The sequence below is a fragment of the Ekhidna sp. ABH4_415 genome, assembly GCF_056161305.1.
Map to the genome: position 1 here is coordinate 321042 of NZ_JBSWYW010000001.1, position 16707 is coordinate 337748.

Consider the following 16707-nt stretch of genomic DNA (forward strand, 5'->3'; position numbering starts at 1 on the left):
TAGTTTTATTTCTTTTGGTATGGAGTTTGCTCCTTTTGTAATAAGATTTTCTAAGGGATCGCAAATATAGCGGAGGAGTAGAACAGAGAACCCCTGGAGATCGTTAAATAAAAAAAGGAGGAGTCATGAGACAGTATCTGAACATTTTTCTTGTAACCATTTTTAGCATTTCTATGATCGGCGCGTTCGGTCAGGAGTACGATGATTTGTACTTCACCAAAGCAGATCGTAAAAAACAGAAGAAGAAAAAGATAGAAATGACTAATCCTTCATACGGAACTACGTCGGAGGAGCAATATCAGGAAACTTCAAATGAAGTAGAGGCTACCAGTTTTCTGGGGCGTCAGTTTCAGCAGGCTAATCCTACAATGGATGTGAGTGAGGAATCATTGGATTATTATGCTCCTGACAAAACACAGGAGGACTATATATCTGAACAATCACAAAGCGCATATATCAATGGCACAGAAAGAAATCCTAATTTCAGCAACCCGCAGGCTACTATTTATGATAATCCGAACAATAATCAACCAGTCATTATAAATAATTACTATAACGATAATTGGAACAATTGGAACCGCCCGAGATGGAACGTTGGTTTTGGTTTCAATAATTGGGGAGGTAGCTTTTGGTCCGTTTCTTATGGAAATGCCTGGGGCAATCCTTGGTATGATCCTTTCTGGGATCCTTGGTGGGGATGGAACGCCTGGGGTCCAAGATGGGGCTGGAATGCAGGCTGGGGATGGAATAACTGGGCCTGGAATGGATGGGGCTGGGGTGCTGGTTCGGTATGGTGCCCGCCTTATTACCGAAGACCTGTTTACGTGGTTGATAATGGATACAGACGTGGAAGAGATGTTGTGAGAAGTTCACGAGCCAGCAGAGGGTCGGTCTCATCAAGAGAAAGCCGATCATCATCAGGTAGGGGCGCAGCAGTGGCAGCAGATGCGGAAGTCAATTCCCGAAGAAGCTACAGCAGACAACAGGCGAATTATTTGAATCAGTCAAGAAGTAACCGATACAATTCGGGTACTTCCAGAGGATCAAGTACGATCAACTCCAGAACAAGCAATTCGAACTCAGGTTTGTTTAATAACAATAGTCGATCAAATTCGAATTCGAACTACACCAGACCGAGCAACACACGAACCCGGTCGTATTCACCTCCAGCTTCCTCAAGAAGCAGAAGTTCGTCAGTTAGATCTTCGAGCCCATCCAGGAGTTCAGGTTCAGTGAGCAGATCGAGAAGCTCATCATCAAGCCGATCTTCAGGTTCACGGTCTTCTTCAGGAAGAAGTTCAAGCAGAAGAGGAGGTAATTAATAAAAAAGGATTGAAATAAATGAAAAAGAAGCTTACAATAATCTTACTTTCATTTTTCGGATATTCAGTTATATCCAATGCTCAATATTATGAGGATGCTTATCGGTTCAGCAATATCAATTACAGCCTGGGAAGCACTGCACGCATGCAGTCCATCGGAGGTGCACAGATAGCTCTGGGAGGAGATATCAGCTCGGCAGTTTCTAACCCTGCCGGATTGGGGTTTTTCAATAAAAGTGTGTTTGTCTTCACCCCATCACTGGATTTTATTAATGCAGATACCGAATACGGAATTCTCGGTAGTGGTGGTCTTCAAAGCTTTGGATCGGAAGAAAACTTTAAGAACAATTTCAACTTTGCCAACATTGGTGCCGTCATCAATTTTGGTAAGGGACGATTTACAGACGATAAATTCAAAGGGGGATCATTGGCTATTTCAATTAGCCGAAATAATTCATATCACTTAAATAGAACCTACCAGGGGCGTAATGATTCCAATTCCATTCTCGATAATATTTTCAATGGAGCAAATGATGGATTGAAATCCCTTGATGATCTCACGGAACTAGAGTTTGCAGCTTATGATCAGTTTTTGATCAACCAGGAAGAGGATGCTGAGGGGTATTTTTATACCTCCAATGTTGGAGGATTTCCAGATCAGAGCGAAACGATTAAGCAGCGTGGTTCACACTACCAAATTAATATGGCATGGGGAGGAAACTACGATGATATCTTTTACTTTGGTGGTGGCATGGGTGTGCAGCTATTGAATTACAAACAAGAGAGAGCCTATGAGGAATTCAATTTTAGAGATGGACAGGATTCACTCATGGCCATTTTTATTGATGACGAAATAGAGGCTAGAGGTAGAGGTGTAAACTTCAATTTCGGTGCAATATTCAGACCGGTGCAGTTCCTGACCATAGGCGCCAGCTACACATCACCTTCATTCATCTCCATTGATGAGGAGAGTTTTATAGACCTGGATGCTGAATGGGAAGCTGGAACCACAGTTACGGAAGAAGTGGATGGAGAGCCTGTAACTTATGACCTTGCCTCCATTGATCCTTATCAGAGTGCATTATTCGTTAATAAGTACAGGTTACGGTCACCGTCACGGATTGGGCTTGGTGCTGCCTTATTTGTAGGAAAAAATGGCTTTCTCTCAGGAGATCTTGAGTTTGTGGATTATGGAAGAGCTAATCTGAATTCAGACGACTTTTCTACTTCATTGGATAATGACGTGATTGAAAACACCTATGAATCGGTCATGAATGTACGTGTGGGAGGAGAGTATCGGGTTGAAAATTTCCGATTACGTGCCGGATATGCCTTTTTTCCAGACCCGGTCAAAGATTCAAGCCTTCAGGATCGTACCAATGTGACTTTTGGATTCGGCTATCGCACATTTGATTATTTCCTTGATTTCGCGATTGTGTCCAGTGCATATCGGGTGCAGGCAGCCCCCTATTTTATAGGCAATGATCAACCGGTAGCTACATCAGGTGTGAGAAACACTACGGTTTCTGTCACGTTCGGATTGAATTTTTAGAAACATGGTGTTTGCACTACCTTTAATTAGTTATTTACAATAAATAAAGGTAGATATGATTTACATCGCTTGGATTGGATTTGCTTTGCTTGTTGGACTTCTTGGGAATAACAAAAGCATAGGTTTTGGTTGGGCATTTTTTTGGTCTATACTTTTGAGTCCTTTAATTGGCTTAATAATAGTGTTGGCATCAGAGGGAGGCTCAAAAAAGGCGCCAAAATATAAAGAGTTAAAGGAGTTGGGAAAAAAGGCAGAGTTTCGAAAGGATTACAACGAAGCATTAAAGCACTTTATGGATAGCCTATATCACTTGGAAAATGACTATAAGAATAAAAAGCTTAGTAAAGCTTTAGAGAATAAAAGGCAGACTGAAATTGAAGACATTAATAAAAGAATTCAGAAAATAAAGAACGAAAACCCAGAGATTACCTCTTAAAAAAGCTTAATCAATTCTTTGTATTCCTGAATGGTATGGTCGGCTTGACTGTACCAGTCTTTTCTTTTAGTTAGCAGCTCTTCCAGCGTTGTGGATTTCATCAGTGGACGGGTAGTGTCTTTCTCCAGTCTCTTTTGTATCTGATCTACCGGAGTATTAATAAATACTGTAATCCCGGCTTTTTTCATTGTTTCCAGATTATTGAAAAAGCAAGGTGTGCCACCCCCGGTCGCCATCACAAATTCATCCAACTCCTGGAGCACTTTTTCCAGGTGTAGTTTTTCCAACTGACGAAAATGTGCCTCTCCTTTTTCCTCAAAGATTTCGCTGATGGTTTGTTTGCAGGCTTTTTCTATGTCCTGATCCAAATCCACAAACTGAATCCCAAGATCAACCCCCAGATCAAGACCCATGGTGGTTTTACCTGCACCTGGCAGGCCAATCAGAAATATCCTTTTTTTCACTGTTGATTGATGATTTCAATAACATCATCAACAAGTGGCGTATCGTTATGATGCCATTTTGCCAGAACCGTACCTTCCTTTAGTAACAATAGTCCGGGATTAGATCTTACCATTGTCTTTAACACAGTTGCATCAGCAAAAAAAACCGGAGCAGCAAGTTGATGTTTATGTCGGAAAGCTTCAATTTTATCGTATCCGGAGGAGGTCACGATCCAGGTACTAAAGTTCGGATTCGAGTAAGTGAGGTTTCTAATGCGATCAATATTATCTGTCGATACTTTTTCAAGCTGGTGAATAATGATCAGTAAATGTGGCCTTTGGGACGAAAGTAAACCATCGGTATAATCATTATCTCCTTCCCATATACTCAGGTCAGTAATTTTAGCGGCTGCTTCCGGGTTGGTCAGTCTTGCTTCCACGTATTCATATCCTCCTTCAGTTGGGTAATTCTCAAATTCATAGGTTTCTCCATCTTTCTCCATGATGTATACATACTTCAGTGGCTCTGAATTTTTCATCAGCGATGGCAGATGGTTTCCTACTTTGTAAGCCCTAAAATCGATGAACGGTAAATGCTGAATCGCGTAAATGGCTATGATGGTCATGAAGACAGTAACGCCAATTACCTTAATAGCACCAAAACGGGCGCTCAACCAAGGCTTGTAATCGTCTCGCTTCCAGAAAATCACTCCGATTAACACAAGGAGTATGATATCCTTATAGAACGATTGCCATGGCGTAAGCTTTATCGCATCACCAAAGCATCCGCAATCGGTCACTTTATTGAAATAGGCTGAATAGAAGGTGAGGAACGTAAAGAATACAATCATGGCGAGTAGAATCCATGCCGTGATACGCATTCGGTAGCCAATGATCAAGGCTACTCCCAGAACAACCTCTAATACGCTCAATACCACACTCAGAAATAGTGCAGCCGGTACAAACCACTCAAAAAACGGAGCAATATCTGCAGCAAAAACCTGGAAATATTCTTCAAGCTTAATCGCAGTGCCTACCGGATCATTCACTTTGATGATTCCCGAAAAAATGAATAATGCGCCAACAGCATACCGGGCAAATTCTTTGATAATGTTCATGATTCTCCTTCTTTCAATTTGATCAAACAAAAAACAGAATAATTGATCATATCCTGGTAGTTGGCATCTATGCCTTCTGAGATCAATGTTTTACCTGCATTGTCTTCAATTTGTTTCACACGCATCAACTTCATCAGGATAATATCGGTCATTGAGCTCACGCGCATATCACGCCAGGCTTCTCCATAGTCGTGATTTTTTGCTGAAAGTAAATTTCGCGTGTCATCAGCAACCTGATCGTACATCGGTTCCAGTTTGTCAAATGGAATTTCCATATCTTCGGTTCCATTTAATTTCATCTGAATGACCGCTATGATGCAATAGTTGATGATGCCGATAAATTCGTTGGAAATATCTTCGCCAACTTTGTTTTCACCTTTCTCCTGGATGGATCGGATACGTTGCGCTTTAATGAAAATTTGATCAGTGATGGAAGGAAGCCTCAGAATCCTCCACGCAGTGCCATAATCTTTTGTTTTTTTCTCAAAAATCTCTTTACACTCAGAAATGATCTCCTTGTATTGCTGTTCGGTTTCAATTTTCATAGTCAACAGTCGTCAGTACATAGTCCACAGATTAGATTTGTAGTGACTGTCGGCTAATCGACTGTCGTCTGTAGACTTGAAACGACAAAACTAATCCATTGAGCCCCAAACATAGCATCAATATCCGAGGAGAAATGATTGACCTTTCATCACCAAAAGTGATGGGAATAATCAATGTAACTCCTGACTCATTTTTTGAAGGAAGCAGAAAGGGTGCTGATAATGAAATTCTTCAGACCGCAGAGAAAATGCTGGAGGAAGGGGCTACTTTTTTGGACGTTGGAGGGTACTCGTCAAGACCCGGAGCTACAGATATTTCGGTTGACGTGGAATTGGATCGGGTGATTGATCCCATCAAAGCGATCATCGATCGATTTCCCGAAGCTATTATCTCTATTGATACGTTTAGGTCAGATGTAGCAAGGGCTGCCATAGATGCTGGAGCTTCTGTTGTCAACGATATTTCTGCAGGTCATCTTGACACAAAGATGTTAGATGTGGTCGCAGAATTGGATGTTCCTTACGTGGCGATGCATATGAAGGGAACTCCAAAGAACATGAAGGAGTTGACTAATTATGATGACCTGCTTCATGAAACGATGAACTATTTTTCATCCGTTACTCATGATTGCAACCAGTTGGGAATAAAGGATGTCATAATAGACCCGGGGTTTGGATTTGCAAAAACCGCTGAACAAAGTTTTGATCTGCTAAGCAAGCTGGATCATTTTCACCACCTTGATCGGCCATTGCTGGTTGGCATTTCACGCAAGTCCATGATCTACCGAACACTTAATTCGACCGCTGAGGAAGCTTTAAATGGCACTTCGGTATTAAATACCGTAGCTTTGTTAAAAGGTGCACAAATTTTGCGTGTACATGATGTAAAAGAGGCTGTGGAGGCGATAAAACTTGTAAATGAACTGAGTTGATTTTAGCATTTCAAATAGGATTTTTAGATATAGGCTGGAAAGATATCCTGGATATACTTCTGGTCACATTCCTATTGGCCCAGGTGTATAAGTTGATGAAGGGAAGTGTAGCCATCAAGGTATTTGTCGGCTTCTTATCCATTTATCTGATTTATCTCGTGGTAAATGCTCTGCAGATGGAACTGTTGAGTACAATTCTAGGGCAATTTATGGGGGTTGGAGTACTGGCAGTAATCATTCTCTTCCAGCAGGAAATAAGAAAATTCCTATTGCTGGTTGGTCGGACCAATATTTTTGAGGAAGGAAAGTTTTTCAAAAACGTAAGGTTCTGGACGCAAACAGGTAAAGCGAAGCGCGCGAATATTACACCTATCGTGGAAGCAGTAAAATCGTTGGCGGGATCTAATACCGGTGCACTGATTGTCCTTTCTGAAGACTCACCTCTTAAATTTTATGCTGAATCAGGGGATGAGATGGATAGTCTGCTTTCGAAAAGGCTATTGCTAGCCGTTTTCAATAAGTATAGCCCACTGCATGATGGTGCAGTGATTATTCATAAAGATCGTATTGTTGCTGCAAGGTGCATCCTGCCTGTTACCGAGCGTGATGTGCCTGCCCAATATGGGTTGCGACACAGAGCCGGACTCGGCATGTCAGAAAACACAGAAACCTTCATTATTGTGGTATCTGAGGAAACCGGTCAGATTTCTGCTATGCAGAACGGTGAAGTGATGCACAACATTTCCGCACAGGAGCTTAGACGACAGATCAACAAATACCTCAACGAGCCTAAGGAGTTAAAGAAAGAGAAGGAGAAAAAAGAAGAGAAAAAAGAGGAGCCATTGGTGGAGGTGAAGGAAGAGGTGGCTTAAAAATAAAATCCCCACTTTTCAGTGAGGATTCTACACTTCTTTATTTCAATACCCCTAATTCCTTACCCACCTCAGTAAACGCCTGAATAGCTTTATCCAGGTGTTCACGTTCATGTACTGCAGATACCTGAACTCTAATTCTTGCTTGTTCTTTTGGTACCACCGGGTAATAGAAGCCAATGACATAGATGCCTTTTTCCAGTAGTTTGTCAGCCATCTGTTGAGAGAGTTTGGCATCATACAGCATCACAGGTACGATCGGATGTTCACCCGGCTTGATGTCAAAACCTGCTGCGGTCATTTGCTCTCTGAAGTATTTGGTGTTATCCTCAAGCTTGTCTCTAAGCTCTGTGGTCTCACTCAGCATGTCAATCACAGCGATGGAAGCTCCAACAATAGAAGGTGCAAGTGTATTGGAAAATAAATAAGGCCTTGAGCGCTGACGCAGAATATCTACGATCTCTTTTTTGGCAGCTGTGAACCCTCCGGATGCACCTCCAAGTGCCTTACCCAGTGTTCCTGTAATGATATCCACCCGGTCCATGCAGTTTCTGTATTCGTGTACTCCTCGCCCGGTCTTACCAATAAATCCAGTTGAATGACATTCGTCAGTCATTACCAATGCATCATACTTATCTGCCAGGTCGCAGATTTTATCTAATTGAGCAATGGTGCCGTCCATGGAGAAAACGCCATCCGTTACGATGATTTTTACTTTAGCATCAGAGGCAGCTTTCAGTTGCTCCTCCAGATCAGCCATGTCATTGTTTTTGTATCTGTATCTGGCTGCTTTGCACAAACGGACGCCATCGATAATCGACGCGTGATTGAGAGAGTCAGAGATAATTGCATCTTCTGGTCCTAGAAGTGGCTCGAAAACCCCTCCATTCGCATCAAAAGCAGCTGCATACAAAATGGTATCTTCCATCCCTAGAAACTCGGATATTTTTCTTTCAAGCTCCTTGTGAATGTCTTGGGTACCGCAGATAAAACGAACGGACGACATACCAAATCCATGTGAATCGATGGTTGTTTTAGCTGCTTCAATCACTTTTGGGTGCGATGAAAGTCCCAGGTAGTTGTTAGCGCAGAAATTGATCACTTGCGATCCATCTTCAAGCGTAATATCAGCTGCCTGAGGTGAGGCAATGATTCGCTCCTTTTTGTAAAGTCCCGCTTCTTTAATCTCTTCGATTTCTTTCTCTAGTCTCGGCTTCAGTGATTTATACATATCAGCTTGTTTTGGGTTTTAAAGGTTTTATTTTCGGTCGCATTGCTTTTCCAGCAGCTGGCTTTTTCGCCTCCTGCTGCTCTTTCAGTTGGTAGCTCCTGCGAATTTTATTTATTAAGAAAAGTTTTTGTTGAGTGAAGCTGTTTGGATGTACCTGATCAAAAATCCGTTTAAATTCATCATACTGAGCAGGATCGCCCGCTTTGAATTTCTCAGGATCAATCTTTTTGTCTTTCAGGTATTTCTTAAACTCCATCGCGGCAAATTTAATGGAAGCGAGTTTTCTTATGGCGTGTAAATTTGCAAACCCGAAATTTCAAAAATCAACAATTAACCCGATGGATAAAATCCTGATTATTGGTGCATGTGGACAGCTTGGAACTGAGCTCACGCTTAAACTAAGAGAATTAAAAGGAGTGGAGAACGTGATCGCATCCGATTTACTGGATGATCCGGTAGACCTGCTCAAGGACGGTCCTTATGAAAAGCTAAACATCATGAATAAGGAGTCCTTTGATATGATTCTCGAAAAGCATCAAATCAATCAGGTGTATCACCTGGCAGCAATATTGTCTGCAAAAGGGGAGCAAAACCCACATTTCGCCTGGCAGCTAAACATGGAAAGCTTGCTGACCGTCTTGGACGCAGGGAAGGACCGATTAAACAAGATCTATTGGCCGAGCTCTATCGCTGTTTTTGGTCCGGACACTCCCAAAGAAAACACACCTCAAAACACGGTGATGAGTCCTAATACGGTATATGGCATTTCAAAACTAGCGGGAGAAAGATGGTGTGAATACTATCACGAGAAATATGGGGTGGATGTCAGAAGTTTACGATATCCCGGATTGATTGGCTATAAGGCCATGCCGGGAGGAGGGACCACTGACTATGCCGTTGATATTTTTCACAAGGCGATCGCAGGAGAAAAATACGAATGCTTTTTATCAGAAGACTCCATGCTGCCAATGATGTACATGGATGATGCGGTAAAAGCTACCATTGAATTGATGGAAACGAACGCAAAAAATGTAAAAGTTAGAAGCTCATATAACCTTGCGGCAATGAGCTTTACTCCGAAAGAAATTGCCGAGGAGATCAAAAATCACTATCCGGATTTTGAGATTACTTATCAGCCTGATTTCAGACAAAAAATAGCCGATAGTTGGCCAGGAAGTATTGATGACAGTGCAGCAAGAAACAATTGGGGATGGCAGCACGAATATGGTTTAAAGGAGTTGGTAGAGACGATGATTACTAATTTGAAAGACACAATTGTTTTTGATTAAGGCAATTTTCCTTTTTCTTTCCGTCACGAAAAATTGATCAACCAAATGGAATCATACGAAAATCTGGGACTGGACCTAGTTGATGGCATTCTCACCATTACCATCAACAGAGAAAGTAAAATGAATGCACTTAATCGGGCGACTATGCTTGAGTTGAAAGATGCTTTTCAATATGTGCAGGACAATCCAAGAGACATCCGAGGTGTTATTTTGACAGGAGCTGGAGATAAAGCTTTTGTGGCTGGTGCTGATATCAGTGAGTTTAGTGGACTGAGTGAGATGCACGCCAGAAAGTTTGCTGAAGAAGGTCAGGAAATTTTTCAGGAAATCGAAAACTGTCACACCCCAGTAATTGCTGTTGTAAATGGATTTGCGCTTGGAGGTGGCTGTGAGTTAGCAATGGCTGCTCACATGCGTATAGCAGTCTCGTCTGCCAAGTTTGGTCAGCCTGAAGTGAATTTAGGACTGATTCCGGGATACGGAGGTACACAGCGATTAACTCAATTGATTGGAAAAGGAAGAGCTTTTGAATTTCTGATGAGTGCCGATATGATCTCAGCGGAGCGTGCTGAGCAAATGGGGCTGGCTAATTATGTTGAAATAGACAAAGAAGCTGCTCATGCGAAAGCAGTCGAGATTTTATCAAAAATTGCTTCCAAAGCGCCACTTGCTATTGGACTGGTGATTGATTCGGTAAATGCTTATTTTGAAACCGGAGTGGAAGGATACCAGACGGAGGCCAATGCCTTTGCAGGATGTTTCGGGACGGAAGATTTCAAAGAAGGAGTTTCTGCTTTCCTTGAAAAGCGAAAAGCCAATTTTAAAGGCGAATAATCCTTGTCGATACTCAGGAAGCTAGCCAGTCAAACCGCAATTTATGGGCTGAGTAGTGTACTCGGCAGGATGCTCAATTACCTGCTTGTCCCACTTTATACTTCCGTTTTTGTACCTGCGGAATACGGGATAGTCACGGAACTTTATGCCTATGTGGCATTTCTCAATATCCTTTATATATACGGACTGGAAACAGCCTATTTTCGGTTTTCTTCACAGGAAAAAGGATATAATTATTTCAACCTCGCCTTTACCAGCATCCTGGTTTCTTCCGTGCTCCTCTCCGGTGTGATTTGGATTTTTTCGGAGGCCATCGCAGATATACTTCAATACCCAAATCAAGCGCATTTCATCCGATGGTTGGCAGCTATTTTAGCAATTGATGCTATCGTGGCGATTCCATTTGCCCGTTTGAGACAGCAGGGTAAGGCGTATCATTTTGCTGTATTCAAGCTCTCAAATATTGGGATCAATATTTTCTTAAACCTGTTCTTCATTCTACTTTGTCCACTTATTCTTGAAAATAATCCCGAGAGCTTCGTTAGGACATTCTATGACCCTGAGATAGGAGTTGGGTATGTGTTTTTATCCAACCTGATCGCCAATGGACTGTACCTCATTTTCTTTTTACCAGACTGGCTTAAGGTCAGATTTACATTTAATACCGCAGAATGGAAGCGGATGATGAAATACGCCTGGCCGGTACTGATTATCGGATTTGCCGGGGTGACAAATGAAATGTTGAGCCGGGCTATTTTGAAATACCGGCTACCCGAGGGCTTTTATGAAGGCTATACCAATCTGGAAATCCTGGGGATCTTTGGAGCCTGCTATAAGCTGGCTGTTTTCATGACATTGGCTGTTCAGGCTTTTCGATACGCGTTTGAGCCCTTCTTTTTTGCTCAGGCCAAGGAGAAAAATTCACCTCAGGTTTTTAGTCAGGTGATGACCTGGTTTGTACTATTCACCTCTTTTAGTTGGTTAGGGCTTTGTGTTTTTATGCCTTATTATGCGCCCATCTTTTTGAGACAGGAAAGTTACCTTATGGCGCTGGATGCTGTGCCGTTGCTTTTGGGCGGAGGACTGTTTCTAGGTGTTTTTTATAACCTTTCTTTGTGGTATAAACTCACAGACAACACTCTCTATGGTGCTTACATTAGTTTGATAGGAGCCTTTGCTACATTCATCCTGAATTGGTCACTTATTCCGGTAATGGGCTACATGGGGAGTGCGATAGCAACCTTTACATCCTATCTGCTGATGGTGATTGTTTCTTATTTCTGGGGAATGAAGCATTATCCGGTACCCTATCAGGTTTTAAAAACAATTGGATACATTCTTTTCGCCGGGGTGGGAATTGTTATCGATGGATTAACTGAACAATCATTTTTTAAGTCCGTTTTGATCGTATTAATCTTTCTAACTTTGCCGATCATTTTTGAACGAAAAGCAATTCAGCGACTTAAAGCTAACTAGCTAAATATCAATACGCTTTTATGAACTTAATAATCCCGATGGCCGGGAAGGGAAAGCGCCTGAGGCCACATACATTAACTACACCAAAACCCTTAATTCCAATTGCAGGTAAGCCGATTGTTCAACGTTTGGTTGAAGATATCGCCAAGGTTACGCCTGAAAAGATTGAGAAAATAGGATTTGTGATTGGAGATTTTGACGAGGAGATCAAAGATAAATTAAGAGATGTTGCTAAAGAAGTGGGTGCAGAAGCTCACTTTTTTGTGCAGGAGACGGCTGAAGGGACCGCTCATGCCATTGCCTGTGCGAATGAAATTTTGGAAGGGAAAGTAACTGTAGCTTTCTCTGATACCTTGTTCAGGGCAAACTTCACGCTGAATCCGGAAGATGACGGCATCATCTGGACTAAGCAAATTGAAGATCCGAGTGCTTTTGGTGTAGTAAAAACCGATGAAGCAGGGATCATCACGGATTTCATTGAAAAGCCAAAAGACTTTGTCTCTGATCAGGCAATTATCGGAATATACTATTTCAAAAAGGGGGAAGATTTAAGAGAGGAGATCGATTACTTGATCAGGAATAACATACGGGGCGGTGGAGAATTTCAGCTGACCATGGCACTAGAGAACCTGAAAAATAAGGGCACCAATTTTACCATCGGTACGGTGAATGATTGGCTGGATTGTGGAAATAAAGAAATCACGGTGCAATCAAATTCTCAGTACCTGGGTTTCTTGAATGGCGAAAATCTGGTCTCAAATGATGCGAGATTGGAGAATTGTGAAATAATAGAGCCGGTGTATGTTGGGGAAGGAACTGAAATTTCGAACTCCACGATTGGACCGAACGTTTCTATTGGAAATAATTGCAAAATCAATAACTCCAGACTGAGTGAATCACTCATTCAAAATAACACGACCCTGAAGGACGTTGATTTAACCAACTCAATGATTGGAAACTTCGTTAACTTGAAAGGTCAACCAAAATCAGTGAGTTTGGGTGACTACAGCGAATGGTAAGGCAGATGCGAACACTTCTTTTTTCAGTAATCTTATTGATGTCAATACCCTCTTTTTCTCAAAAGGGAAAAAAAGAAGTTGTCATTCCTCAAACGCAGGAAGATTCATTGAAGCTTGAAGGAGTGTTAGTAGAGGCTGAAAAGCAGTTGATTCTTGAAAATTATGCCAAGTCACTGGAAAATTTCCATGTAGCGCTTGATATGAATACGGAGAGTGCTGCCATTCATTTCAAAATAGCGGAGGTGCTGGCAAAAAGCGACGAAGGTCAAAAGGCTCTTCCATATGGTTTAAAAGCAATTGAACTAGCGCCTGACAACAAATACTACAGACTGGGATTGGCTCGAATTTACCAGTCCATTGGCTTTTATATCGATGCGGCAAAAACGTATGAAGATCTGGTAGCTCGATTTCCTTCGGAAGAAAACGCACTATATGAACTGGCTGAATTGTATCAGTTGACTGGCCGGAGAGAAGACATGTTTCGAATCTTTGATCAGATTGAAGATCAACTGGGAGTGAAAGAAGAAATAACCCGCGAAAAGCAGCGGATTTACATGAAGGAGGGTAAGGTAGATGAAGTCATTACTGAATATGAAAAGTTGATAGCCGCTTACCCGCACGAGTCTTCTTATAAAGCGGAACTCATCAATTTTCTAATTCAAAACAGAAAACTGGATAAGGCAGAACAAGCAATTGCCAACTACGAGGAAACAGAATCTACTTCGTCAAGAATCACGCTGATGAAAAGTGAATTGGCCTGGATGAAAGGAAAGCGAAAGGAATCTCTGGAACTGCTTAGCTTAGCTTTTGAGACTACATCCATTGACTTTCAATCGAAGTTTCAAATTCTTTCCAATTACCTGGTAATGAACCCCTCTTCAGAGGAAAAGAGCAAGCTGACTGAAATTGCGGTTTCATTAGCTGATAAGCATGATGATGAATTTAAAGCACAGGCGTTTGTGGGTGATTTGCTTTATCAGGACGGCCAAAGCGAGGAAGCAATTAAGTATTATCTCAATGCAGTTAATTTAAGCCCGGCGAACTATTCGGTATGGCAAAACATACTAAATATTGAGGCTGACCTAAACCAATATGATAGCCTTGTAAAACATGCAGAGCAGGCATTGGAGTATTTCCCAAATCAGGCATTGCTTTATTATTTCGCAGGAACCGGACATTTGATCAATCAGGATTACAAAAAATCGGTACGCATGCTGGAGCAAGGCAGAAAATACACGGTGGATCCAAACTTACTTACTGTTTTTTACGGACAGCTTGGAGACGCATACAATGGCATGAAAGAGCTCGATAAGTCTTTTCGTGCCTATGATAAAGCGCTTGAGAACAGTCCGAATAATGATCATGTGCTTAACAACTACAGCTATTTCCTCTCACTGGAAAATAAGAATTTGGACAAAGCACTGAAAATGTCTACACAGTTAGTAGAGATGCATCCTAATAATCCAACTTATTTGGATACACACGGTTGGGTTTTGTATAGCGTTGGTAATTACAAGGAATCAAAAAAATTCCTTGAAAGAGCAGCTTACATGGAAGAAGATGGCACAGTCATTGAACATTACGGGGATGTGTTGTTTCAACTGGGCGAGGTAGATGAAGCCATTAAGCAGTGGGAAAGAGCAAGAGACCTGGGTAATACCTCAGATTTAATAGAAAAGAAAATTGCAGATAGAAAGCTTTATGAATAAGCTGTTTTTAGTGTGTTTAGTGTGCATGGTGGTGCTCTCCTCATGTAACAGAAAAATGGGAGCCATCTTCGGGAAAAAGAAAGATAAACTAGAAGTAGTAGACCCGGAATTCGACTATTTCTCAGCCAGAGCAAAATTCAAATTTGATGACGGGAAAAAAGAAGTTTCAGCCACTGCTAACTTTAGGATAAAAAAGGATTCGATTATTTGGCTTTCGATTTCACCCGGATTGGGCATAGAGGTTGCAAGAGTCCTCATTAATGCAGATAATGTTTATGTGCTTGATAAAATGAACAAACATTATTACGAATATACGTTCAAAGAGCTCTCCAAAAAATTCGATTTTGACTTCAACTTTCAGATGATCCAGTCCGTGATCCTTGGTAACCTAGTAGAACCGTATAAAAAGCAGCGTGTTGAAAAAACCGACAGTTTTTTTTCATACACTGCATCCAAGGGTGTTTATCTTTTTCATAATTTCATTGGTGCCAAGAGTATGAAATTAGAGAAAGTTCAGGTGTATGATGAGGGCACAAGAAACACGATTTCAGTAAATTACAGCGATTTTATCTTGGTAGACGGGGAGATTTTCCCAAATGAGATCTCGGCAGTTATTGATTATGAAGCTGAAACAAAACCCAATACGGAGATTAGAATTTCTTACAACAAAATGGTCATTGAAGACACCCCACTCAGCTTTCCATATGCTGTTCCTAGCAAGTATGAAAAGAAATAATTTCCTTGCCTTACTTTTTTTGGTGGCTTTCATTCTGCCTTCTGTGGAATTATCGGCACAGAAAACTAAAAGTCAACTAGAGCAGGAAAAGAAGGAAAACCTCAGAAAAATTGCTGAGGCTGAGCGAATTTTAAATGAAACTACAAGCGAGAAAAAAGCCACTCTGGGTCAATTGCAGGCTCTGAATCAGCAAATTAACGCACGAGAATCTTTGATTCGATCCATTGGTTCGGAAATTCGAATTCTAGACGGTGAAATTAATGATCTCCGGATTGTCGTTTCATCGCTTCAAAATGACTTAAAACACTTGAAAGACGAATATGCCGAGCAGATTTATTCGTCTTACAAAGCAAACAGGGGCAATAGCCGACTTATGTTTCTTTTTTCCTCTAAAGACTTTAACCAGTTGATTCAACGGCTCAAATACCTGGAGCAATATTCGGATGCACGTCGATTGCAAGCAGAGCAGATAGAAGTGGTGACCAAAGAACTGGATGACCAGCGAAGTAAAGTGGAGGCAAAGAGAGCAGAACAGCAAACCTTATTAAATCAACAGGTTAGGGAAAGTAGAAAGCTGGCCAGATCCAAGAAAAAGCAATCGGAATTAGTGGCCCAACTGACTAAAAAGGAACGTCAATTAAGAAAAGAGGTAGAAGATCGAAAGGCGGCTAACAGAAGATTAAACACCTTAATTGCAAAAATTATTGAGGATGAGGTCAAAAAATCATCCACTGCATCTTCTGCGGTTGTAGCCAGTGAGGCGGAGCTGACACGATTGTTTGAATCCAGAAAAAACGCTTTAGAATGGCCTGTTCCCGGATTTATTACCTCACCATTTGGTAAACAACAGCATCCGGTACTGAAACGGGTAACCATCATCAATGATGGAGTGGACATTCAAACAGAAAAGGGAAGCAAAGTAAAAGCAGTGTTTGATGGACAGGTGACGATGATAGCACCTGTAGCCGGAAAAAATAACATTGTAATGATTCGTCATGGTGACTATATCACCATCTACGCCCGACTCAAAACAGTCAATGTAAAGAACGGTCAGCGTGTTAAGGCCAACGATATAATCGGCGAGGTTTTTACAGATAAAGATGGAAAGTCTGAACTAGAATTTCAGATATACAAGGGAACTACCAAGCTAAACCCTGAAAATTGGTTAGCAATGAAATAAAATAATTGTGTGA

The 16707-nt window shown here is 41.4% G+C and carries 17 protein-coding genes; 12 read left to right on the forward strand and 5 right to left on the reverse strand.

Going from position 1 to position 16707, the window contains the following annotated elements:
• Positions 1–125 precede the first annotated feature (125 nt).
• From ACXAH9_RS01465 to ACXAH9_RS01475, 3 genes are read left to right on the forward strand one after another with little or no spacing between them, the layout of a single operon-like run.
• Positions 126–1322, forward strand: coding sequence for a hypothetical protein (locus tag ACXAH9_RS01465; RefSeq protein WP_474893111.1), 1197 nt, complete (start codon positions 126–128; stop codon positions 1320–1322).
• 19 nt (positions 1323–1341) lie between these two features.
• The gene (locus ACXAH9_RS01470) at positions 1342–2874 is read left to right on the forward strand and encodes an OmpP1/FadL family transporter (protein ID WP_474893112.1); all 1533 of its coding nucleotides are present in this window, start codon (positions 1342–1344) and stop codon (positions 2872–2874) included.
• A gap of 55 nt (positions 2875–2929) precedes the next feature.
• A complete protein-coding gene (locus ACXAH9_RS01475) occupies positions 2930–3310 on the forward strand; it encodes a hypothetical protein (RefSeq protein WP_474893113.1) in 381 nt (126 codons plus the stop codon).
• Here ACXAH9_RS01475 and ACXAH9_RS01480 read toward each other — a convergent pair.
• Genes ACXAH9_RS01480 through ACXAH9_RS01490 form a run of 3 tightly spaced genes read right to left on the reverse strand, consistent with a single transcriptional unit; the run spans position 3307 to position 5416 of the window.
• Entirely contained in the window at positions 3307–3774 is a 468-nt protein-coding gene (locus tag ACXAH9_RS01480; RefSeq protein ID WP_474893114.1) for a shikimate kinase, read from the reverse strand. The two genes, ACXAH9_RS01475 and ACXAH9_RS01480, sit on opposite strands and share 4 nt — an antisense overlap.
• Positions 3771–4871: a BT_3928 family protein gene (locus tag ACXAH9_RS01485; protein WP_474893115.1), complete on the reverse strand. Its 1101-nt coding sequence runs from the start codon at positions 4869–4871 to the stop codon at positions 3771–3773. The genes ACXAH9_RS01480 and ACXAH9_RS01485 overlap by 4 nt, the downstream gene beginning before the upstream one ends.
• A complete protein-coding gene (locus tag ACXAH9_RS01490) occupies positions 4868–5416 on the reverse strand; it encodes a DUF1599 domain-containing protein (RefSeq protein WP_474893116.1) in 549 nt (182 codons plus the stop codon). Before ACXAH9_RS01490 ends, ACXAH9_RS01485 begins: the two co-directional genes overlap by 4 nt.
• A gap of 98 nt (positions 5417–5514) precedes the next feature.
• On the opposite strand from ACXAH9_RS01490, the gene folP reads away from it, so the two are divergent.
• Both folP and cdaA read left to right on the forward strand, forming a co-directional pair.
• A complete protein-coding gene (folP, locus tag ACXAH9_RS01495) occupies positions 5515–6348 on the forward strand; it encodes a dihydropteroate synthase (RefSeq protein WP_474893117.1) in 834 nt (277 codons plus the stop codon).
• Positions 6345–7220 carry a diadenylate cyclase CdaA gene (gene cdaA, locus ACXAH9_RS01500; RefSeq protein WP_474893118.1) on the forward strand — a complete coding sequence of 292 codons (876 nt, stop codon included), beginning with the start codon at positions 6345–6347 and terminating at the stop codon, positions 7218–7220. Before folP ends, cdaA begins: the two co-directional genes overlap by 4 nt.
• 40 nt (positions 7221–7260) lie before the next feature.
• Here cdaA and kbl read toward each other — a convergent pair whose 3' ends face one another.
• Positions 7261–8451, reverse strand: a complete 1191-nt coding sequence (gene kbl, locus ACXAH9_RS01505) for a glycine C-acetyltransferase (RefSeq protein ID WP_474893119.1) — start codon at positions 8449–8451, stop codon at positions 7261–7263.
• Between the two features lies 1 nt (position 8452).
• Positions 8453–8707, reverse strand: a complete 255-nt coding sequence (locus ACXAH9_RS01510) for a hypothetical protein (RefSeq protein ID WP_474893120.1) — start codon at positions 8705–8707, stop codon at positions 8453–8455.
• A gap of 82 nt (positions 8708–8789) precedes the next feature.
• Here ACXAH9_RS01510 and ACXAH9_RS01515 point away from each other — a divergent pair, with 82 nt between their 5' ends.
• From ACXAH9_RS01515 to ACXAH9_RS01545, 7 genes are read left to right on the forward strand one after another with little or no spacing between them, the layout of a single operon-like run.
• Positions 8790–9740 carry an NAD-dependent epimerase/dehydratase family protein gene (locus ACXAH9_RS01515; protein WP_474893121.1) on the forward strand — a complete coding sequence of 317 codons (951 nt, stop codon included), beginning with the start codon at positions 8790–8792 and terminating at the stop codon, positions 9738–9740.
• Between the two features lie 45 nt (positions 9741–9785).
• Positions 9786–10574 (forward strand): enoyl-CoA hydratase/isomerase family protein, encoded by a 789-nt coding sequence (locus ACXAH9_RS01520; protein ID WP_474893122.1) that lies wholly within the window; start codon positions 9786–9788, stop codon positions 10572–10574.
• Positions 10575–10577: 3 nt separating this feature from the next.
• Entirely contained in the window at positions 10578–12050 is a 1473-nt protein-coding gene (locus ACXAH9_RS01525) for an oligosaccharide flippase family protein (RefSeq protein ID WP_474893123.1), read from the forward strand.
• Between the two features lie 20 nt (positions 12051–12070).
• Complete coding sequence (locus ACXAH9_RS01530) at positions 12071–13069, forward strand: sugar phosphate nucleotidyltransferase (protein ID WP_474893124.1); 999 nt, start codon at positions 12071–12073, stop codon at positions 13067–13069.
• Positions 13070–13074: 5 nt separating this feature from the next.
• Positions 13075–14778 carry a tetratricopeptide repeat protein gene (locus tag ACXAH9_RS01535; RefSeq protein WP_474893125.1) on the forward strand — a complete coding sequence of 568 codons (1704 nt, stop codon included), beginning with the start codon at positions 13075–13077 and terminating at the stop codon, positions 14776–14778.
• Positions 14771–15514, forward strand: a complete 744-nt coding sequence (gene lolB1, locus ACXAH9_RS01540; RefSeq protein ID WP_474893126.1) for a lipoprotein insertase outer membrane protein LolB1 — start codon at positions 14771–14773, stop codon at positions 15512–15514. The genes ACXAH9_RS01535 and lolB1 overlap by 8 nt, the downstream gene beginning before the upstream one ends.
• A complete protein-coding gene (locus ACXAH9_RS01545) occupies positions 15501–16694 on the forward strand; it encodes a murein hydrolase activator EnvC family protein (protein WP_474893127.1) in 1194 nt (397 codons plus the stop codon). The genes lolB1 and ACXAH9_RS01545 overlap by 14 nt, the downstream gene beginning before the upstream one ends.
• Positions 16695–16707: the final 13 nt, after the last annotated feature.